Source organism: Bradyrhizobium sp. UFLA01-814, from assembly GCF_046718885.1.
GTDB classification, from domain to species: domain Bacteria; phylum Pseudomonadota; class Alphaproteobacteria; order Rhizobiales; family Xanthobacteraceae; genus Bradyrhizobium; species Bradyrhizobium elkanii.
Map to the genome: position 1 here is coordinate 28,884 of NZ_JAQOSR010000030.1, position 20,601 is coordinate 49,484.

At 62.3% G+C, this 20,601-nt stretch carries 21 protein-coding genes and 1 pseudogene; all 22 read right to left on the minus strand.

What is annotated here, in order from left to right; translation table 11 throughout:
- Window positions 1-4: 4 nt before the first annotated feature.
- Window positions 5-1,216 (minus strand): TrbI/VirB10 family protein, encoded by a 1,212-nt coding sequence (locus PMN64_RS11890; RefSeq protein ID WP_411780827.1) that lies wholly within the window; start codon window positions 1,214-1,216, stop codon window positions 5-7.
- The gene (trbG, locus tag PMN64_RS11895; RefSeq protein ID WP_411780828.1) at window positions 1,213-2,247 is read right to left on the minus strand and encodes a P-type conjugative transfer protein TrbG; all 1,035 of its coding nucleotides are present in this window, start codon (window positions 2,245-2,247) and stop codon (window positions 1,213-1,215) included. Before trbG ends, PMN64_RS11890 begins: the two co-directional genes overlap by 4 nt.
- Complete coding sequence (gene trbF / locus PMN64_RS11900; RefSeq protein WP_411780829.1) at window positions 2,244-2,927, minus strand: conjugal transfer protein TrbF; 684 nt, start codon at window positions 2,925-2,927, stop codon at window positions 2,244-2,246. The genes trbG and trbF overlap by 4 nt, the downstream gene beginning before the upstream one ends.
- Window positions 2,928-3,026: 99 nt before the next feature.
- A complete protein-coding gene (gene trbL, locus PMN64_RS11905) occupies window positions 3,027-4,256 on the minus strand; it encodes a P-type conjugative transfer protein TrbL (protein WP_411780830.1) in 1,230 nt (409 codons plus the stop codon).
- Window positions 4,253-4,624, minus strand: coding sequence for a putative entry exclusion protein TrbK-alt (trbK-alt, locus tag PMN64_RS11910; RefSeq protein ID WP_028338097.1), 372 nt, complete (start codon window positions 4,622-4,624; stop codon window positions 4,253-4,255). Before trbK-alt ends, trbL begins: the two co-directional genes overlap by 4 nt.
- Window positions 4,624-5,352, minus strand: coding sequence for a P-type conjugative transfer protein TrbJ (gene trbJ / locus PMN64_RS11915; RefSeq protein WP_028338098.1), 729 nt, complete (start codon window positions 5,350-5,352; stop codon window positions 4,624-4,626). The genes trbK-alt and trbJ overlap by 1 nt, the downstream gene beginning before the upstream one ends.
- The gene (gene trbE / locus PMN64_RS11920; protein ID WP_411780831.1) at window positions 5,349-7,790 is read right to left on the minus strand and encodes a conjugal transfer protein TrbE; all 2,442 of its coding nucleotides are present in this window, start codon (window positions 7,788-7,790) and stop codon (window positions 5,349-5,351) included. Before trbE ends, trbJ begins: the two co-directional genes overlap by 4 nt.
- A 10-nt stretch (window positions 7,791-7,800) precedes the next feature.
- Entirely contained in the window at window positions 7,801-8,064 is a 264-nt protein-coding gene (locus PMN64_RS11925) for a VirB3 family type IV secretion system protein (RefSeq protein ID WP_411780832.1), read from the minus strand.
- Window positions 8,064-8,390 carry a TrbC/VirB2 family protein gene (locus PMN64_RS11930; protein ID WP_411780833.1) on the minus strand — a complete coding sequence of 109 codons (327 nt, stop codon included), beginning with the start codon at window positions 8,388-8,390 and terminating at the stop codon, window positions 8,064-8,066. The genes PMN64_RS11925 and PMN64_RS11930 overlap by 1 nt, the downstream gene beginning before the upstream one ends.
- Window position 8,391: 1 nt before the next feature.
- On the minus strand, window positions 8,392-9,306 hold the full coding sequence (gene trbB, locus PMN64_RS11935) for a P-type conjugative transfer ATPase TrbB (RefSeq protein ID WP_411780851.1): 915 nt from the start codon (window positions 9,304-9,306) through the stop codon (window positions 8,392-8,394).
- 219 nt (window positions 9,307-9,525) lie between these two features.
- Complete coding sequence (locus PMN64_RS11940; RefSeq protein WP_411780834.1) at window positions 9,526-10,845, minus strand: MFS transporter; 1,320 nt, start codon at window positions 10,843-10,845, stop codon at window positions 9,526-9,528.
- A gap of 135 nt (window positions 10,846-10,980) precedes the next feature.
- On the minus strand, window positions 10,981-11,406 hold the full coding sequence (locus PMN64_RS11945) for a CopG family transcriptional regulator (RefSeq protein ID WP_370986088.1): 426 nt from the start codon (window positions 11,404-11,406) through the stop codon (window positions 10,981-10,983).
- Window positions 11,407-11,412: 6 nt separating this feature from the next.
- Entirely contained in the window at window positions 11,413-13,401 is a 1,989-nt protein-coding gene (locus PMN64_RS11950) for a conjugal transfer protein TraG (protein ID WP_411780835.1), read from the minus strand.
- A 36-nt stretch (window positions 13,402-13,437) separates the two neighbouring features.
- Window positions 13,438-15,201, minus strand: coding sequence for a relaxase/mobilization nuclease domain-containing protein (locus tag PMN64_RS11955; protein ID WP_411780836.1), 1,764 nt, complete (start codon window positions 15,199-15,201; stop codon window positions 13,438-13,440).
- A 563-nt stretch (window positions 15,202-15,764) separates the two neighbouring features.
- Window positions 15,765-16,895: an IS110 family transposase gene (locus tag PMN64_RS11960; RefSeq protein ID WP_411780837.1), complete on the minus strand. Its 1,131-nt coding sequence runs from the start codon at window positions 16,893-16,895 to the stop codon at window positions 15,765-15,767.
- A 145-nt stretch (window positions 16,896-17,040) separates the two neighbouring features.
- Complete coding sequence (locus tag PMN64_RS11965; protein WP_411780838.1) at window positions 17,041-17,658, minus strand: lytic transglycosylase domain-containing protein; 618 nt, start codon at window positions 17,656-17,658, stop codon at window positions 17,041-17,043.
- A 278-nt stretch (window positions 17,659-17,936) separates the two neighbouring features.
- Window positions 17,937-18,449, minus strand: a complete 513-nt coding sequence (locus PMN64_RS11970; RefSeq protein WP_411780839.1) for a S26 family signal peptidase — start codon at window positions 18,447-18,449, stop codon at window positions 17,937-17,939.
- Window positions 18,446-18,910, minus strand: coding sequence for a DUF2840 domain-containing protein (locus PMN64_RS11975; RefSeq protein ID WP_225647047.1), 465 nt, complete (start codon window positions 18,908-18,910; stop codon window positions 18,446-18,448). Before PMN64_RS11975 ends, PMN64_RS11970 begins: the two co-directional genes overlap by 4 nt.
- Window positions 18,911-18,934: 24 nt before the next feature.
- Window positions 18,935-19,311 (minus strand): annotated as a pseudogene (locus tag PMN64_RS11980) (replication initiator protein A); the annotation flags it as partial.
- 22 nt (window positions 19,312-19,333) lie between these two features.
- Entirely contained in the window at window positions 19,334-19,615 is a 282-nt protein-coding gene (locus PMN64_RS11985; RefSeq protein ID WP_411780840.1) for a helix-turn-helix transcriptional regulator, read from the minus strand.
- Window positions 19,616-19,748: 133 nt separating this feature from the next.
- A complete protein-coding gene (locus PMN64_RS11990) occupies window positions 19,749-20,213 on the minus strand; it encodes a DUF2285 domain-containing protein (RefSeq protein WP_411780841.1) in 465 nt (154 codons plus the stop codon).
- 115 nt (window positions 20,214-20,328) lie between these two features.
- Entirely contained in the window at window positions 20,329-20,523 is a 195-nt protein-coding gene (locus tag PMN64_RS11995; RefSeq protein WP_411780842.1) for a transcriptional regulator domain-containing protein, read from the minus strand.
- Window positions 20,524-20,601: the final 78 nt, after the last annotated feature.

The following is a 20,601-nucleotide window of genomic DNA, read 5'->3' on the forward strand; positions in this document are numbered from 1 at the left end:
GCCGTTACCCTCCGTACGGCACAAGTATGAGGTCACGATTGACGAGAACGCGAACTGGAAAGCCAGATCGCACGGTTAGAGTGGGTTGGATGTTGAGACTGCGCCGAACCACCTGTTGTCCGGTTTGATTCAGCGAATCGGAGGCGCCGTGCCGCAGTGCCTGGATGATGGCGCTGTCGTTGCTATTGGTGTCCGAGCCGGCCCCTAGCTCGGTACCGACCGCCAGAAACGTCGATAGTGCCGCTGCCTTGAAGAGTTCGCCCCAGTGATTGTCGACCTGGTCTTCGAGGCCTGCATATCCTGCGGAGTCAGCGCCGGGTGGTCGCTCGAGAACGATTGAACGTCCATTCGGCATGATCAGCCGGGTCCAGACCAACAGAACGCGGGACTGGCCGAACGTGACCTGACTATCATACATGCCGATTAGACGCGCTCCCTGAGGCACAAGCAGAAAACGGCCAGTCGGCGTATCAAAAACATTCTCGGTGACCTGCGCGGTTACTTGGCCTGGAAGGTCTGATCGAATTCCGGTTATCAGGGCTCCCGGAATCACTGTCCCAGCCTGCACGATATATGGTGAAGCCGGCCTGGCGACACGGTCAGGGCTGACGGTGCGACGGTCCACCGAGGCGTTCACGAAGGCAAGCTTGCGGTCCTGGCCGTTCTGCGCAGATCCATCTTCGCCGGTGCTCGTTGCGCTCACCGGCACGACGCGGTCGCCTCCAACCGCCGAAGCGGAATCCGGACGCACTTCTCGTCCATTGGTCGCAGCGAACAAATGGCTGATGCGGGCTGCCTCGGCTTCTTGATCTCGGCGCTGCTGTTCCGGATCACCGCCGATCGTCGGCGACTGGCCTTGAGCGGCAAGGATCGGTCGACCGAGGTCTCCAGGGAGCGGCGGACCGAGTTGCGGGATAGGCTGGCGCGGAACGCCAGCATAATCCTTCGGCAGCGTCGTAATGCCGTCGGCAACATTGTGATGATCGGTACTGTAAAGCTCGTCGGTCGCTTGATTGCGGGAGCGATTGCTCTGTAGCGACCACAGCACCGCTCCGCCGATGACAAGCAGGGCAACCGCGCTCCCGCCGGCCAAGATCTTCCGCGACAACCGCGTCACGCGCGGATGCTCTGCTCTCAAGCGGAAGCTCTCGGACTGCTCCCCTTGTGTCTCCGGCGGACCTGCTTGCTCGTGATCGTTTACATTCCGAGTGTTCATGACGACGGCCTCCCATCGGTCCTGACAATACGGACCCTCTGCTGGTGCTCACCGCCCAGTCGGAGTTCTGCAGCAGCAAACAGCCGATCGACGATCAATATGTTGCCGTAAGCGCGGTAGTTGACGAGTTCGGTCTTGCCGTCTGGACCGATGACGAAGAGCGGTGGCATCTCGCCCTGCACGATGCCTTGCGGGAATTCGACGTAGACCTTGCGGCCATCGTCATATGCAGCGAGCGGCCGCCAGGGTGGACTGTCCCCTTCGATGACATAGCGGGAGATGCGCTGCGCCGGGTCCGGAAGAACGGGCTTCAGAGCGACCGAACGCGATCGTTCCCGTGCAGTTTCTGGATAGTACCAGGCAATAGACGGCATGTATGGCCGTTCGCGGGAGCGGAGCTCGATCAGATAGGTGCGCCGGTCAGTATTGACCACCAGGTTGGTCTCTATCGAAGCTCGGGTCGGCTTGACCAGGATATGGACGCGTCGTGTGTCGCCGCTCCCGCTCTCGGTATCGCCCACGACCCAGCGTACGGTATCGCCGGCAGCGATCGGCCCTGATCCCGTCAACTGTTCTCCCTCCTCGAGCGCGATATCCGTGATCTGCCCGGGTGCGGCGTAAATCTGATAGAGCGCCCCGGGACTGTAGGCGTAGACTTGCGCCGCGTTGAAATACCCCCGCTTGCGCGGTTCGACGCGGGCCGCGCCATTCGCGGTCTCCACCCGGCTCACGGGTTCCGGCTCTTCCTTCGCTCCCGACTTGCCGCCGAGAGCCGGCTTCCAGAGCGGCGGAACGTGAAGCGGTCGCGCTCCGTCGTCGAGATGCGCTGGAGGCGCCGGCACCGGAGGGACTTCCGCGTCATAGCTGATCTCCGGCGGAATGTAGGTCGCGCACCCACCAAGCGCCGACGAACAAAGCAGAAGAGCGGATAGAAATGCTCGCTTCGAGGTCACGAACTCGAACCAAGTCGAATTGAGCCCGCAGTGCAGGATAGGGCGCTTCGAATGAACGTCAGACATCGTCTTGGTCACTGACTCAACTCCTTTGACCAGTTGATGGCGCGGACGTAAACGCCAAGGGGATTCCTGCGTAGGCGTTCGGCATCGCGCGGCGTCTCGATCACGATCGTAAGAATTGCAGTCCATCGCTCGGTCGAGCTCAACGAACCGTTGTCGTAGGCGCGCTGGGTCCACGCGACTCGAAAGCTTTCTGAAGACGCGCGAATGACGCTCGATACGTCGACGGAGATCTGCGCCTTGCCCAGCTTTGCGAAGGGGTCATTGTTGCGCGCATAGTCGTTGAGTGCGGCCGCGCCGCGATCGGTCGTAAAATCATAGGCGCGGAGCCAGCTCTGGCGCAGAACGATGCCGTCGGCGGGTAGCCCTCTGACATCCTCGATGAAGCGCGCCAGATGGTAGGCGATCTGCGCGTCTGTGGGTTGATAGTCGAAGTTGGCTGGCGCGACCCTCTGGGCTTGGCCGAGATGATCGACCTCCACCACCCAGGGCGTGATCGAGCCTTGGCTCGAATGCCAGACAAGGCCCGCGGCAAGGCCGGCGGACAGCATGAGGCATCCGAACGCCATCAGGCGCCAGTTCCTGGCTTGCACGCGCGCTGATCCAATGCGTTCGTCCCAAACCTGCGCAGCCTTTTGATAAGGCGTAACGGGCTCGGGCATGCGCCCGTAGTGAACGGAAGGTCGTTTGAACATCGATAGTTGCCCCCAGGATCAAGTGATCGGTTTCAAGTCGTGTGGTGTCGGTGTTTCGAGCGCTGCCCCACGGCGTGTGGCGAAGGCATTGGCTGCGTGTCAGCGCTCTCCTTCAGACAAATCGACAGAAGAGCCGCTGCCGCCGTGATCGCCTGAGCGAACCGCCTGTCCGGCCGCCGACGCACCGTGCCGAATGGTCTCGGCACGCTTCATGCGCCGCGCCCAATCGGGCTGCCCTTCGGTCGAAGTGCTCGCGGCCTGCTCGCCCCCTTGCCCCCCACCGCTGAGGGCAGCCCCGGCGCGGCGCAACGGGCTCATGGCAGCCGAACCACCAGCCTCCGCGACGCCGGCAAGGCCGCCTCTTCGATAGGCGGCGGATGCGCCGCTCAAGACGGCACCGCCACCACGAGCGACGCTTGCCATCGCTCCGCCAGCGACACCAGCACTGCCAGCGGCGAGGCCTGCACCAGCCGCAACAATGCCGCCAGCGGCAAGGCCCGTTCCAATCGCGGCGCCGGCGCCGAGCTGCGGCCCGCCGGACACCAGGCCATTTGCGATTCCTGGACCGAAGATACCCAGCCCGAGCAAGGAGAGCGCCGCGAGCACCAAGGTCATCGCGTCCTCAATGGTCGGCTGTGCGCCGCCAAAGCCAGTGATGAACTGCGAGAATAGGGTCGATCCGATGCCGACAATGACGGCCAGGACCAAGACCTTGATCCCGGAGGATATGACGTTGCCCAGGACCCGCTCTGCCGCGAAGGCGGTCTTGCCAAACAAGCCGAAGGGAATGAGGACGAAGCCGGCCAGCGTCGTGAGCTTGAACTCGATCAGGGTGACGAAGAGCTGGATCGCCAGAATGAAGAAGGCGAGCAGCACCACGACCCACGCGAACAGGAGAACGACGATCTGAACGAAATTCTCGAAGAAGCTGATGTAGCCCATCAGGTTCGAGATTGAGTCGAGCAGCGGTCGACCGGCGTCGAGCCCGACTTGGGCGATCTTTCCCGGTCGCAGGAAATCCGACGCGGAGAGGCTTGCGCCGGATGCTTTCAACCCAAGCCCGGCAAAGCTCTCGAAGACGATGCGCGCCAGACTGTTCCAGTTACCGATGAGGTAGGCAAAGACGCCCACGAAAAGCGTCTTCTTGACGAGGCGCGCGATGATGTCCTCGTCCGACCCCCAACTCCAGAACAACGTGGCGAGCGTGATGTCGATCGCCGCAAGGGTCGTTGCGAGATATCCTACCTCGCCACCCAGCAAACCAAAGCCGTTATCGATATAACGCGTGAACGTTTCCAGGAACTGGTCAATGACCCCCGTGCCCGTCATGGCTTGCTCGCCTCGGGTGTCGCCGGGTTCGGAAAACCCTGCGGGATCCGGCTTTGATCCTTTGGACGGGGCGTCACGCCGCCGGCGGAAGCATCGTGGGCGGGAGTTGCAACACCGTCTTTCTTGCCAAAGAAGCGACGGCGGTTTTCGGCCCAAACTTCCTTGCAATGCAGATAACCTGCCGCTTCCACCGCAGTGACGCTGCGGCAGCGAGCGAGGTCAGAGCTAGTTGCATCTGTCATCTGCTCCGCCTTCGGCGACTGCGGAGAATCATCTCCACCGCGGAGCTGAATCGTGCAGGCAGCAACGGCGAATACGCCGATTGTCGTAAGCAGCGACAACGCCTTGAACGCCCTTGCGTCGGTCATCAGTGGAACATCCGCACGTCTTGGGACTGATAGCCCTGTCCCGGGGTCAGGAACCGCCTGAGCTGTTCTCGCCCCTGGTCCTGGGCCGAGGCGCGCTGCGCCGCATCGAGGGTCTGTGCCCTGCCCTGCGCCGCCACGGCAGCCGTGAGATCGGCGAGTTGTTGCGCTTGAAGCGCGAGGATCTGATTGCCGGCCTGGGTTGCCTGCAGGGCGCCGCTGGCACCTTGACTTGATGTTACGAGCGCTGACGTTTGGATGCGGTTGGTGTCGAGGTTGCCGACGACGCCGGCCTGGACGCGGAGTGAATCCTGCAACGCAGCGACAGAATTTTGCCACCGCGATTGAGCGTTGGTGATCAAAACCTGGTTGGACTGGCTGCCGGTGACCGGCGCATAGGTGGTCGAGAACGCGCGATCGATCTGCTGGACGTCGTATGCGATGCGCTGGGCTTGAGCCAGCAATTGCTGGGTCCGTTGGATCGATGATTGCAGTTGCTGCAGTGACGAATACGGCAGGTTTGCCAGGTTCTTTGCCTGATTGATCAGCATCTGCGCCTCGTTCTGCAACGAGGTGATCTGATTGTTGATCTGCTGCAGCTCCCGTGCGGCTGTCAGGACGTTCTGAACGTAGTTGTTGGGATCGAACACGATCACCGCCCGTGCGGGCGCCGCGACGCCAAGCACCAGCGTGATGGTGCCAGCGGCCACGAATAGGCCAATACGCCTCATAGCGATTTCTCCAGATTGACGAGATTGGGGATCAGGTCGGCGGCCCAGGCGACGCCACGGTGCTGGAGCCAGGCCGGCACGAAGCCGTCAGGTCCAAATTCGCTGAGGAGCTGCGCGATGGCAGCCTGGTCGATCTTGGAAGAGGCTGCAGTAAATGCGAGCGCAACCTCACCAAGACCAAGTTCGAACATCCGGTTGCCGCGACGGGATTGGCAGTAGTAGTCCCGCTTCGGCGTTGCCCGGCTCAGCAGCTCGATCTGGCGATCATTGAGGCCGAAGCGGCGGTAAATCGCAGTGATCTGCGGCTCGATCGCCCGTTCGTTCGGCAACAACAGGCGTGTTGGGCAGCTTTCGATGATCGCCGGTGCGATCGCGGAGCCATCGATGTCCGAAAGCGACTGGGTGGCGAAGATGACGGAGGCGTTCTTCTTCCGCAGCGTCTTCAGCCATTCCCGGAGCTGGCCAGCAAAATCTTCGTCGTCGAGGGCAAGCCAACCTTCATCGACAATCAGGAGCGTCGGCCGGCCGTCGAGACGATCCCCAATGCGATGGAACAGATAGGCCAACACGGCCGGGGCCGCGCTCGTTCCGATCAGCCCTTCGGTCTCAAACGCCTGGACCGAGGCCTCGCCAAGGCGTTCGAATTCGGCATCAAGCAGGCGCCCGGAGGGACCGCCCAGGCAATAGGGTTGCAGGGCACGTTTCAGGGAATTGGATTGCAGCAGGACCGACAGGCCCGTCAGGGTGCGTTCCTGCATCGGCGCCGAGGCGAGAGACGTTAGAGCCGACCAAAGATGATCCTTGACCTCCGGAGTGATCTCGATTTTTTCCCGCGCCAGGATCGCGCAGATCCATTCCGTCGCCCATCCTCGCTCGGAGGGATCGTCGATCCAGGCCAGGGGTTGCAGGGCGACGGGTTGGTCGCCTCCGTCAGACAACGCACCGCCGAGATCGTGCCAGTCGCCACCCATGGCGAGCGCGGCCGCCCGGATCGAGCCACCAAAATCGAACGCAAAGACCTGAGAGCTCGGGTAACGGCGGAACTGGAGTGCCATCAAGGCCAGCAGCACCGATTTTCCGGCGCCCGTCGGCCCCACCACCAGGGTATGACCGACGTCCCCGACATGGAGCGAGAACCGGAACGGTGTCGATCCCTCGGTCTTCCCAAACAGGAGCGGCGGACCCCTGAAGTGCAGATCCCTCGCCTCGCCGGCCCACACGGCCGACATCGGGATCATGTGGGCGAGGTTGAGCGTCGACACCGGTGGCTGCCGCACGTTGGCGTAGACATGCCCGGGCAAACTGCCGAGCCAGGCTTCGACAGCGTTCACCGTCTCGCTCATGCAGGTGAAATCGCGACCCTGAATGACCTTCTCGACCAGCCGCAGCTTTTCATCGGCTGCACCCGGATCGCCGTCCCACACGGTGACGGTCGCCGTAACAAAGGCTTGTCCGATCTGATCCGAACCGAGTTCCTGTAGGGCGGCATCGGCGTCGATCGCCTTGTTCTGGGCGTCAGTATCGAGCAGCGTCGATGCCTCGTTGGTCATGACCTCCTTGAGAATGGCGCCGATGGATTTTCTCTTGGCGAACCATTGCCGGCGAATCTTGGTCAGCAGCTTGGTGGCATCGGTCTTGTCGAGCATGATCGCCCGGGTCGACCAGCGATACGAGAATGGCAGGCGATTCAGGTCGTCCAGAATTCCCGGCGTTGTCGCGCCGGGAAAGCCGACAATCGTCAGAACCCGGACATTGGCTGAGCCCAGCATCGGCTCGAGCCCGCCCGTGAGCGGCTGGTCGGCCAATAGCGCATCGATGTACATGGGAATTTCGGGCACCCGAACGCGATGACGCTTGGTCGAAATCGTCGAGTGCAGGTAGGTCAGCGTGTCCTGATCATCGAGCCAGGCGCATTCGGGCATGAACCCTTCAACGAGCTGAAGGACGCGATTGGTTTGATCGATGAACCCGCGAAGTACCTCGCGAGCATCTGCACCAGCCGTACGATCGCGACCCTCATAAAGCAGCCGCTCGGCCTTGGCCGCCCCCTCCTCTGGAGGCAAATAGAGGAAGGTCAGGAAAAAGCTGGACTCATAGTGGGCGCCGGCCTCCTCAAATTGAGCTTTGCGTTCGGCATCGACCAGCGCTGACGCGACGTCAGGAAAGGTGTTCGGCGGGTAAGCGCCCGCAAAATGACGCTGCGCCTCAACGAATACGGCCCAGCCTGATCCCAACCGGCGCAAGGCGTTGTTCAGGCGACCCGCGACGGCAACAAGCTCGGCCGGCACTGCGCTGTCGAGGTCGGGCCCCCGGAATTTGGCCGTCCGTTGAAACGAACCGTCCTTATTCAGGATAACCCCCTCGTCGACCAGGGCTGCCCATGGCAAGAAGTCGGCGAGACGCGCGTTCGAATGGCGGTATTCGGCGAGATTCATCATGACTGAGTGCTCAGGCGTTGAGATGGCCGGGAATGCGCAGATGTCGGCGCACCACATCGACGAAGGCGGGATCGCGCTTGGCGGCCCAGACGGCGGCCATGTGGCCGATGAACCAGAGGACAAGACCCGCGATCCAAAGCCGCAATCCAAGTCCAAGGGCCGCGGCAAGCGTGCCGTTGACGATCGCGACCGACCGCGGCGCGCCGCCCATCAGGAGCGGCTCAGTGAGCGCGCGGTGAACGGGCACGACAAAACCTACGACGGGTTCATCCATCAGATCACCACGCCGCCGCCGAAGGAGAAGAACGAAAGGAAGAAGCTCGAGGCCGCGAACGCGATCGACAGACCGAACACGATCTGGATCAGCCTGCGGAAGCCACCCGACGAATCCCCAAACGCGAGCGTGAGCCCAGTCACGACGATAATGATGACGGCAATGATCTTGGCGACTGGCCCCTCCACAGATTGCAGGATCTGATTGAGGGGCTGCTCCCACGGCATGTTCGAGCCGGCCGCCCAGGCCGGCGCCGTCGCCAAAAGCACCACGCCGGACGCGGCCAGCGATGCGGTCTGCCGAAGAACGCGAAATTCCAAACGCATGTCAGTCTCCTGCTGATGAAAGGCTGTAGTCGCCAGCGGCCCCGAGCCCCATGACGAGGGCGAGCTCAGCGAGGCGGCGGTCAGCGCCGCGTCCCGCAAGCACAGCAATGAGGTTGATGGTCTCGGCTATCAGGGCACGCGGAACCGTGATGACAGCTTCCTGGATCAGTTGCTCGAGCCGCCGCAGCGCGCCGAGCCCGCTGCCCGCATGGATGGTCCCGATACCGCCGGGGTGACCGGTCCCCCAAGCCTTAAGCAAGTCGAGCGCTTCGGCACCGCGAACCTCTCCAATCGGGATGCGATCCGGTCGCAGTCGCAGCGAGGAGCGGACAAGATCCGAAAGCGTCGCAACGCCATCTTTGGTCCGCAAGGCTACAAGATTGGGCGCCTTGCACTGAAGTTCGCGTGTATCTTCGATCAGCACGACCCGATCGGTGGTCTTCGCCACCTCCGCCAGCAGCGCATTCGTCAACGTTGTCTTTCCGGTCGATGTTCCACCGGCGACGAGGATGTTCTTACGAGCGGCCACCGCACCCCTAAGGATCTTGGCCTGCTCTAAATTCATGATGCCCTTGGCGACGTAGTCGTCGAGCGTAAACACGGCGACCGCCGGCTTGCGGATGGCAAAGGCAGGCGCAGCGACGACCGGAGGCAGGAGACCTTCGAAGCGCTCGCCGGTCCCGGGCAATTCGGCCGAAACCCGTGGCGCGCCGGCATGCACCTCGGCGCCCACGTGATGCGCTACCAGGCGAACAATGCGCTCGCCATCCGCTGCCGATAGAGTTTCGCCGGTGTCAATCAGGCCACTGGACAACCGGTCGATCCATAGCCGCCCGTCGGGATTGAGCATGACCTCGATGATTGTTTCATCTTCGAGGTAGCCCGCAATCGCCGCGCCAAGTGCGCTACGCAACATTCGCGCACCGCGCGAATTCGCTTCCGATTGAAAGGAATGGATTGCCACCGTCGTCCCCACCGAATGAGGACGTCCAAAGGCGCCCTCAGATGGGATGATTAGAAAAGGCACCAAACGATCTAGAGCAACGAGTGTTTTCGCTGATCGTGGGCTGGCGTAGAAAAAGAAAGACTTAGAACAGGAATTTGAGGCCTGTTGATCGTGCCAGTTCGCTATTGCTCACCACTCGGCACCCTCATCTGTGAACACGGCCGACACCTCATAAAAGACAGTATCGACGGCTTCGGAAACGTTGGCCGGCATGAAGAAAGCAGTTGAACTCATCCACGAAGCGATGGATCGAAGCCAAGGGAGCGTGAACCACGCCAGCGCTGCGATCTGGATTCCCACGTTGACGCCGAACGCGACTTGATAGGCCACAACGGACCTATGGCCGTCCTCCGAGGGCCACTGCTCCAAGACCAGGCCCATCGCGTACTGGGCCAGAAATGCCCAACCGAAGTGCAGAACGTTCAAGGCGCCATTGGCGCGACCGGCGAGTTCCGGCGGAAAGTAATCCGCTATCACCGCGAAACTGATCACAGTTGCCGTTCCGACAATTGCGACAACGGACCACGACAAGGTGGACGGCAGGGGCGCTCGTAGGATCAAGGCAAGTTGGGCTGCGATAAACAGCACCGTAACCGTCCCTAATATGATCTCTGCTCCGATTCCTCTTCGTCTGATGTAATGGACCACCATACCGAACAACCAGGCGCCGCCGCTAAGGACGATCGACATGATGAAAAGCTGTCTGACGAGACTTGCGCGATCAAACCCCTCTACGTCGGTCAGCCACGGCGATGCCCACAATCCCTGCAGAGACCAGGCCGATCCAACGCAAGTCGCCGACAATGGGGCAATACGCCAAAAGCGCCGATCGCCGAAAACGGCGCTAAGAGTGCCGCCCGCTGTTGACGGGACAATGCCGCGTTCGGGTACCACAACGTAGATAAGAATGGCCGTCGCAGTTGTAGCGACCGCTAGGATCTCGAAGAGTTGCCTCCAGTCCATCCAGGTGAGCAGGTGTTCGGCGGGAGTGGTGGCGGTCACCGCTCCCAGCGACCCCAGCATGATCATGTAGCCGCTTAGCAAAGCTACTCGGTCCCTGGGAAACCAAAGGATGATGGACTTCAGTCCAGCCGTCAGCGCCGCCGCCATGCCGAGTCCGATCATTGCACGCGCGATCAAAAGTGACAGGAAACTGGTCGAGACTGCGAATAGTCCGGCGCCGGTCGCGGCAACCAAAAGCAGTGAACTCTGGACACGACGCGGACCAAAGCGATCCAACAATATGCCCACGGGGATTTGAGCCGCTGCGAAAACGAGGAAGTAGACTGACGTAAGCAAGCCGAGGTCGGCAGTCCCAAGCCCGGCATCCGAACTGAGATGACCGGCGATCAAGGCGTTGATCGTGCGGAACAGATACGAAAGGTAGTATCCAGCGGCAAAGGGAAGAAATACGCGCGCGATTCGACGCCATGTTATTGAGGTCTGCATGCTAGCCCTTACTGCTCTCAGCTCCTTCGAGCCGATAGCGCGACCAGCTTTTTGTCAGTTCGGCTAAATTGCTGCGGTCGCAGGTTCGCGCAGGAAAAAGAAGGAACGGCGCGATGGAATACCTGTAGCCCTCAGTCAGGTTTCGTCGGCCGGTTCCTGACGGCGGATATCTTCCGGAATTTCGCGTAGAAAGCTCTGCCCCTTTTGCAAGCGGCGCCCGAGCGCCTCGACAAATCCCTCAAAGCGCTCCCTGCCCTTTGCCTGCGCCGCCGCCTGCGCATCGTTGGGCAACGGTGGCGTGATCGTCAGCCAAAATCGGATGAAGAGGGCCAAGGTCTCGGCTGTCAAACCGACGTCGCGCTCCAGCCTCTGCATCTGACGCGACAGCCGATCGAGGCGCCGCGTAAACGCTGCCTCCCGCCTGTCCGCCCCGTCCGGCGACAGAAAGGAAGCGACGGCCGCTTCCACGATGGCAGACCGAGAAAGCTTCTTGCGATCGGCGAGTTCCGAGATCTGTTTCAGCAGTTCTGGCGGGAAGTAGACGTTCATCCGGTCGCGCATATCGCCTCAGAGCTCCATACCGTCATTCGGGTCTAAGGCGACTTGACGGGCAACACCGCGCATCTGTTGGCGTATGAGCCGGGACTGACGGACCGCATCCTCGTCATCATCTAGAACGGCAGCAAATTCTTCTGCCGGTGTCGGTTCGGTCGTCTCCTTGGCGATCGCGACGTGATCGGGGAGTTCGGGCTCACGACGGAGTCCGCTGTTCGCCGTGTCCTCCTCGGCCTCCGCAGCTTTGTCAGTTGGACCTGCCGTCGACTTCAGCGGTCCGAGCGCTGACCATCCGTCCGTTCGCTGTGATCGGCTGGCGCTCGCCGGATCGGGCGGCGGCAGAACCCGCTCGGTGAACCGCCGATCCTCGTAGTAGCGGACCTTCTTCGCCCGGATCGGCGGCGTACCCGCCACCATGACAATCTCGTCCATCGGCGGAAGCTGCATGACCTCGCCGGGGGTCAGCAGTGGCCTCGCCGTCTCTTGCCGTGAGACCATCAGGTGCCCCAGCCACGGGTTCAACCTGTGACCGGCGTAGTTCTTCATCGCCCGCATCTCGGTCGCCGTGCCCAACGCGTCGGAAACCCGCTTGGCGGTCCGCTCGTCGTTGGTCGCGAAGCTGGCGCGGACGTGACAGTTGTCGAGGATGGCGTTGTTGGGCCCGTAGGCCTTCTCGATCTGATTGAGCGACTGCGCGATCAAGAAACTTTTGATGCCATAGCCCGCCATGAAGGCGAGCGCGGACTCGAAAAAATCAAGCCGCCCGAGTGCCGGGAACTCGTCGAGCATCATCAGGACTCGATGCCGACGGTCTCGGGCGTGCAAGTCTTCGGTCAGCCGTCGACCGATCTGGTTCAGCACCAGGCGGATCAATGGCTTGGTCCGCGAGATATCGGAGGGCGGCACGACGAGGTAGAGCGTCGTCGGGTAGCTATCTGCGATCAGATCAGCGATCCGCCAGTCGCAGCGGCAGGTCACCTGAGCCACGACGGGATCGCGGTAGAGTCCGAGGAACGACATCGCAGTGGACAGGACGCCGGAACGTTCATTCTCCGACTTGTTGAGAAGTTCGCGCGCGGTCGAGGCGACCACGGGATGGGCGCCCTGCCCGCCAAGATGCGCGGTGGTCATCATCGCCTTCAACGTTGCCTCGATCGGCCGCTTCGGGTCGGAAAGGAAAGCAGCGACGCCGGCCAGAGTCTTGTCTGCCTCGGCATAGAGGACGTGGAGGATGGCGCCGACCAGGAGCGAATGACTGGTCTTCTCCCAATGGTTCCGCTTGTCGAGGGAGCCTTCGGGGTCGACCAGGACGTCGGCCACGTTCTGGACGTCGCGAACCTCCCATTCCCCGCGCCGGACTTCGAGGAGTGGATTGTAAGCGGAGGACTTCGGGTTGGTGGGATCGAACAACAGGACACGGCCATGCCGCGAGCGAAAGCCGGCGGTCAGTTGCCAGTTCTCACCTTTGATGTCGTGGACGATGGCCGAGCCAGGCCAAGCCAGCAACGAAGGAACGACGAGGCCGACACCCTTGCCGGACCGGGTGGGTGCAAAACACAATACGTGCTCCGGTCCGTCATGGCGGAGGTAGTGACTATCGAGTTTGCCGAGCACCACACCATCCGGACCGAGAAGTCCGGCCGCTCGAACCTCTTCCGCATCAGCCCAGCGCGCCGAACCATAGGTCTCGATATTCTTGGCTTCACGCGCCCGCCAGACCGACATCCCGATTGCCACCGCGATCGAAACGAAGGTCCCCGACGCCGCGATAAAGGCCCCCTCGACAAAGACGTGAGGCGCATAGGCGTCGTAGACGAACCACCACCAGAAGAAGACTGGCGGGTAATAGATCTTGAAGCCTGACAGTTCGAACCAGGGCCGCCCAAGCTCCGATTGCCAGGCGAGCCGCCAGGCCGTCCACTCGGTTGCGCCCCAGATGGCCAGCAAAACGATCAGGCCGACAACGATCACCTGCCCCCAAAGGATTTTGGTTCCTGACATCCCGAACGCCCTTCCGTAACTGGATTGGTGAGATCGCTAGAGGCCGAGGTCGCGCTTCCGGCCAAAGCCCCATTCGATGCCGCCGCCGTCCTTCACGACGCCGGCAACGTGCTGGCCGAGCCTCTGTTCGAGTTCGCGCGACCAGGGCACGAGCTGGAAGCCGAGCCCATTGTCGATCATGGCGAAGCGTCCCGACGTGAGCGTCAGCCGCTGGCGATACGTGCCCGCCACATGCTCCCCGGACGCGGCGTTCACGTGAGACAGGCCGGTGCCGGCCGAGACCTTTGCTGCCACCTCGTCCAATTCACGTCGGCGCAACGTGTTCAAGAGGTCGCGCTGTAGGATGATGCGCTGGCCCTGCCGCCGCGCCAGGCCCTCCTGGATCAGACGCTCGGTCCGGGCTTCCATGGCTGCGCGGGTCTCGCGACCGAACCCGCCCATTGCGAGCGGCATGGGGTCGCGTTCGACCAGCCTATGGTCGAGCCAGGTCGCTCCCTTCGCGGTGACCTGCGCGGCAAGATCGAGATCGGAGCGGGTCGCCAGCACCATGGTCGGCCGCGGATCGTCGGCTTGACCGAAGCGTCGGACTTCGACGATTCCGCCGACCGGAGGCGCATGTTCGAAGGCCTCGATCCCGCGGAAATGCACGTGGTGCGCGCGTCCGTCTGTTCCGTCGATTACGGCGTAGGCCTCGCCCGTCAGTTCATCATGCAATCCCCGATCGACCAATCGTCCGATGATCTCGGACGCTGGCGGCCCGCCTTCGATGACGTAGTCGGCAACGCCACGCGCCTCTCCACGGTCGGTGAAGGCGCGGTGCATGGTCTTGATGATGTCGCCGCGCATGCCGAGGTCACGCAAGCGACGCTCGGCCTCGAGCCCGACCAACCATTCTCCTGGTGCGGCGGATGCGGCAAGGCCCATCTTCTCCAGGTGTTGAAGGCGACCGACCATCAGGCGCCGGATCTCGGGATCGGACTTGCCGGGATTCTCTGGGCGAAGATCGATAGTGCCGGTCTCATCGGTCGCCCGCCGAATCTCCCGATCGAGCCGCGTCCATCGTTCCGCGGTAACTTCCATCTCCAGCGAATTGCGGATTTCGCGCTCTGGTTTTGGACCCAGTTCGATGACGACAAGTTCCTCAGCGCGTGAGCGCAGGCCTTGGCTGATGTAGTCACGGGAGATCACGAGATCCGCCCCTTCCTCATCTACTCCCCGGACGAGAAGGTGGACGTGAGGGTTGTCGGTATTCCAATGATCGACAGCGACCCAATCGAGCCGCGTGCCGAGATCGGTCTCCATCTGCTTGGCGAGATCCCGGGTGAAGGCCTTCAGGTCGGTCATCTCGCCGGCGTCCTCGGGAGAGACGATGAACCTGAAATGATGGCGGTCATCCTGGCAGCGTTCTGCGAAGGCCGTGCCGTCAGCACTGTCGCTGCCGGCATCGAACATCTCGGCCCGCTCACCACTCCGGGTCACGCCGTCGCGCTTTAAGTATGAGAGGTGCGCGGTCAGTGGTGCTGAACGGAAGGCTCGGCCTTTATGACGAACCATGCGCGCCTTCACCACAACGCGCCGCGTCGAGCTGAACAATCTGGCGCGACTAAAGGACAGCCGGCCACGGCCAAACGTCGAGCGCCCATAGGCCGCCGAACGCCTGCCGGTGCCGGTCTGACCCGTGGTGTGTCCGGCTTTCTTCGCCGCGCGCAGCACCTGGTTGATGAAGCTCTTGGGCTTCGGCGCGCGGGTACTACGGATGCGTCCAGGCCGAATACGCAGATCACTGTCGCCCGCGCTCACGCCAGAGCCTCCAAACGATCAAAAGCGCACACGGTGCCGAAAACGCCTTTGATTGCATTCGTCAAAATGCGAGGCGCGGCACGCGCCCCGACCGACCGGCACGGTAGAACCCAAGCCATGCCAATGGCTTGCGGTTCGACCGGCGAGCCCCTTTTATCTCGCCGGTTTAATCGGTCGTCGGTCGTCTCGTTGGCTTGCTCTCACCCATTCTCGCTTCCTTTCGCTTTTGCGACAAGGCGCTCTGCGCCACGCCTGAACACGACGCGCCACACCAGCCATGAGTCCCGGTGCGCCGTGCAGGTTTCCGCGCTCAGCGACGGCGCAAGGTCGCTGCAGCAAGGCAGCGCGGATGTCGTCGTGGCGCAATTTTCCATCGGCAGGACGGACCCACATCACAAGCAATCCGGCGTGGTCCGGCTTGCACGTCACGTGCGTGGCCACAAGCAAGATAGCGTGCGTTCCGTCGTCGTTGATCTGCACCAGGTCTCTTCCGCTGTCGCGGAGCTCCGTGTTCAAAATACTACGCTGATCGGGTCATTGATCGGCAATCGGCTCGCGTTTGGTCATGCATGGGCTCCGAGCAGCTTGCGGTCCTTGGCGGCGGCACGTGCGCTCACGTCCGCCTTCGATGCGGTCGGATCGCCACAATAAAATGTGCCGTCGACCCACATCGCATGCATGATCACCGCAAGTTTGCGCGCCACCGCAACGGTCGCCTTGCGGTGGCTCGTGCGTTTGGCGATCGCAAGCCCCCATGTCTTGACCTTGTCCTTGCGCTTGAAGCGGGTCAGCAACGCACTTGCCGCCTCATAAAGCGCGCGCCGCACGTCGGCATCGCCCGCCTTGCTGATCCGCCCCTGCACGTCGATCGACGAGCCGGACTGCCAGCGCCGCGAGGTCAGGCCAAAATACGCCGCCACATCGCGCGACCGTTTGAAGCGCGAAGGATCGTCGACTGCGGTCATGAAGCTCAGGGCGGCTACCGGCCCGGGAATCTGCATGAAGCGCCGGCACAATTCATGGCCCGCCACCAGCTTGACCACCAGATCGTGCAGCCGGCAATACTCCTTCCACAGCGCAGCGCGCGCGTTCAGCATGGCGTCGATCAGCTCGCTGATCAGCGCATCCTGCACCACCGCCTCGCGCACTGCCTGCGCAAAGCCGCCCCGCCCGACCCGGTTCAGCCGGATGCCAAACACCTTCAGCGAGTGCCGGATCGCGTTCTCCAGATCCAGTAACTTGCGCTTCAGATTGCGCCGGTGCGTCAACAGCAGCCGCAGCCGGTAGCAGGCCGCGCTCTTGATATGCCCTCTTCTGAACCAGCCGGTGCGCATGATTTGGGCCATGCCGAGCGCGTCCGCCCGGTCGGTCTTGTTGCGTTGCGCCTTCAGCGCGGCGCGCACGTGGAGGGTCTCCAGACAGACCGCCAGCAGACCAAGCTTCACCAGTTCCGGATGCAGCCAGGGCGACAGCGAGCCCGCCTCGTGGCGGAGCCGCCGCAACCGGTCAAGATACGGCTTCAGCGCCGTCTTGATCGCGTCGGGATCGGTCACCACCGTCACCTCCAGCGTCACCTTGCCGTTGGCGTCCACCACGCAGATTGCCGTCTCGTCCATGCCGACATCCAGGCCACAGAAGAATTCCGTTGCGCGCCTCCCGCATTGCTGAAGCGGCGCAGTGTGCGCTTCATTCATCGTGAAGACCACTTGCGCTGCGGCCGCAACTCCCGGCGCAGACCGATTACGGGCGACAGTCGTCCCGTCGTTCTTTCCCACGGCTCCCGGGTTTCCGCCATCTCCCCTCTAGCGCACACCAGTGCTCGCCAGTTCACGTAGATGCTCATCGCATGTCTCCAGCTTCCGATTTCGCGATGAACAGGCCGGTCCCCCTGGGAATCATCGACGACTGGACGCGAGCGTCCGACGAAGCGAGAGCGCTGCTCGTGACGAATCCAGCCTGCCGCCGATCTGGAATGCTGTTGCGTTCCGATCGCGCGACGAAGAACGGTGCAGCGGTCCAGGAGAACTGGCCACCGGACTGGCCAGAAGCGTACCTAATTCCCAGCAAGCTCGCGAGATTTGTGACATAGGCTTGCGTCTCGGCTGGCAAGGAAACACCGGCGAGGTGCTTTTCGTAACGTGCTGGTCCGGCGTTGTAGGCTGCGAACGCACCGGGCGCGCCGTAGCGGTCCCGTAGTTCAGCCAGATACGCCGTGCCGGCCAGGATATTGTCGCGTGCATCGTAGGGATCGTTGCCGAGGTCGTACCGCTGGCGAAGCACCGCCCAAGTCTGCGGCATGATTTGCATCAGCCCCATTGCTCCCTTCTTCGAAGTGGCGCGCACGTCGCCAGCGCTCTCCAGCCAGATGACTGACCTGATCCAGCGCGCAGGCACGACGAATCTTTGCGAAGCCTGTGCAATGAAGGGAGCAAATGCGTTGTCGCCATGATCGTTCACTGGCGGGAGCGGCGATTGCTCCGCGGCGAGAGCGGCACAGCTCCAAACCGTCAGGGCGAAAAGCAGCGTTCCGACAGGCCGAAAACACGCTCCCGACAGACGGAAGCACGCCGTCGTGCTCGCGCCCGTCCAGGGTAAAGGTGCTTCGCGCCGGCCGTTGGGCCGCCCTGGACCGCCGCTGCGCGCAATAACCGCGCGATCCTTGGTCGGGACGGAGGAATGGCCCGGCAACTGATCGAACCGAGCAGTGGCAGAACGGAAGCACCAGCGAGGCACGGTCACTCCTCCCACGTCCATACGGGGAGCGCACGGCCAATGACCGCTGACGCAGGCAAAAATCCGAAGTATCGGCCATCCAGAGAGTCGCTTGACTGCCAATTCATGAGAAAGAGCTCACCGTCGCCGACCACGGCGCATCCTTCCCACTTCGGCAGCGGTCGCCCGCGTCCGTCGCGATCCCTCGCCTCGCCCACCGCAATCTCGTCGACAGAAATTGCGAGCCCGCTTCTGCAGACCGTCTGCCCTGGAAGCGCCAGCACCCGCTTGAGAATCGGGACGCCTGCGGGCAGATACCCATTCAGATCGAGAAAGGTCGCAAGCAGCTCGGGCGGCCGAACCGCGACCAGTTCCGTGATAAAGAACTGGTCCGTTGGTTGCAAACGATAGAGGCCAACCGGCACGCTGGTCGATGCATTCCAGATGTAGAGCGGATTTGGCCCCAGAGCGACCGGAGCAACAAGTGTGGCGACACCGCAAACCATCGCGATCAGCGCCTTTGAGCTGGGCGTCATCGCACAAACCTCTGCCGATGCAGCCAGGCCCGATGGCGCCCTTTCGTGTACGCGCGTGGCGTCTCGTTGACAGAGAGGCGGTTATGAACGTGATGCCAATGGTCGGGGGCGGCATCCGCCGGATCGATCCCAAGTCCCTCGACAACGTCGATCAGTTGCAGCACGCGCTCGACCTTGGGCCAGCCCGACAACCGCAGCAAACTCTCGCCGCCTGGCTTGACATAGGGGACCGTCGAGCAGCGCTCGCCTGGAGCGACCGCGCGCAGGATGTCGATGCGCGAAATGACTGTTCCGAAGTCGTTGGATGTCCAGCGAACGAGGGCGAAGATGCTACCCGGAGCAAATGACAGCACGCGGCGGTGTCGGTCGATCATCCTGTCTTCGACGGCGCGACCGAACCGAATCCGATTTTCGATACGCTTTTCGAGCCAAAAGACTTCGACTTGGGTGAGATCGTTCATGCCCGCGCTCCGTGATTCACAAACCGGGTTTCTGATCGAAAATCTGTCGAGACCAGCCTTCAGCCGGTCATAGTCTCGCGCACCGGTTCCGCGGCCGACAAACGTCAGGCTCTCGTAAGGCGTTGCAGCCATCAGGTGTGAGGTCTTCAAGCCTACGTCGCGTCCTTCGACGATCTGGGAAGTTGCCCAGATCAGGACGTCCGCATCCCTGATGGTCGCCATGTCGTGTTCCGGCACGGCCTCGATGCGCCCGGGCGGAAATCGATCGGCACGATGCGCTTTCTTTTAGCGAGCGAGAACAACGGATAAGCCATCAGATCCTGCGCGTCGCGTGACGCGAGATCGCCGGGCTGCGCCCGAAAGAGCTCAAGGTCGCGCTCGGAGCGATATGTGCGCCGCATTGTCACTGTCCTCGCGCTGACATCAGCGACGTTCCTGGCCCGCATACGGGCGCAGCGTCGGGTGCTTCTTGGCCGGCAGTACAGTCCCTTTGCCCGGATCAGACGTCGACGTTTTGGCACCGAGGTCGGCCCAGGCTTTCAGGTCGTCCAACGCATAGACGACGCGTCCGCCAATCTTCCGATACATTGGCCCGGTACCGAAAGTGCGGTGCTTTTCCAGCGTGCGACCGGAGAGGCCAAGGTAACGTGCGGCCTCCGGTGTACGCAGGAAGCGCGGCGGCAGGCCGGCCATTGGATCGGGCATTTGAGAACTCCAGGGTGACAGCACGGAGCCGATTTCGGCGCCGGCGTGTGTGCGGTCATCATGGAGAAGCGCGATGTCGGAGGGGGATGCCGAAGATTGAGGGGGCGATTTTCGATACCCCAGGCGGGTTGTGCTATTTGCCTGTGCGCCCGCGTCGCAGAATTTGGCGATAACCGCCGCGCACCAGCGCGAGGCCGGTTTGCACCAGACGGACGGTCCGATTGCGCAGATCGTGCGTTTTCCAAGCGCGGTCTGGAATGCGCTTCTTGCCAAACAGCGTCTCTGCGATGGCGCGATATGTGCTGCCGGTAGTTTGTGCATCGAGCGCGCGCATAGCTTCGCTAAGGCGTTCGCGCCTTTGTTTTGAAAGATCACGAAATGCGGGACCCGCCGTGCGCCCGTTCGTCGCGCGCCATAGCCGCCGCGCAGCATACGCGCGTTTCTCGAAATCACCGTCAAACGGCAGCTCGGCAGTATAATGAGCGCCGATGGCCGGTGGTTCATTCGACCAAACCCGGTGCTCCACCCCGCCGATGCGCAGCACGGCGTGCCAACCGTCAGCGGCGCGACGGATTTGGCCAACCGTGAGATCGAGCACCGGCTGAGACGCCGCGCCAGTGCTAAGAAGCGCCGCAGTCACTGCGACCGGTACGACGGTCGGCAGAACCTCGGGCGCCCAAAAGATCGTCTGTTCCGTAAACGACCTCAGCGGGTCATGGGCGAAAGCAGATGCCCCATTTCCTCCTAAACTCGGGTGTCACCTCGCCATCCGGGCTGTTGGCGATCATCGCTTCGTACTCGCGTCTATAATCCGCGTTGCGACGAAGACATTCCCAAGCGATGTCGATGATCTCTGCATCCCGAAGACTCTTATAGGATTCTGGCGACCGCCAGTCGAACTCAGGCATTGCTTCCGCCCCATTGCACACAGCTAACAAGGATTGCGGCGCAATAATTATGATCGAGAGGGTTGCAGGAAGACCCTA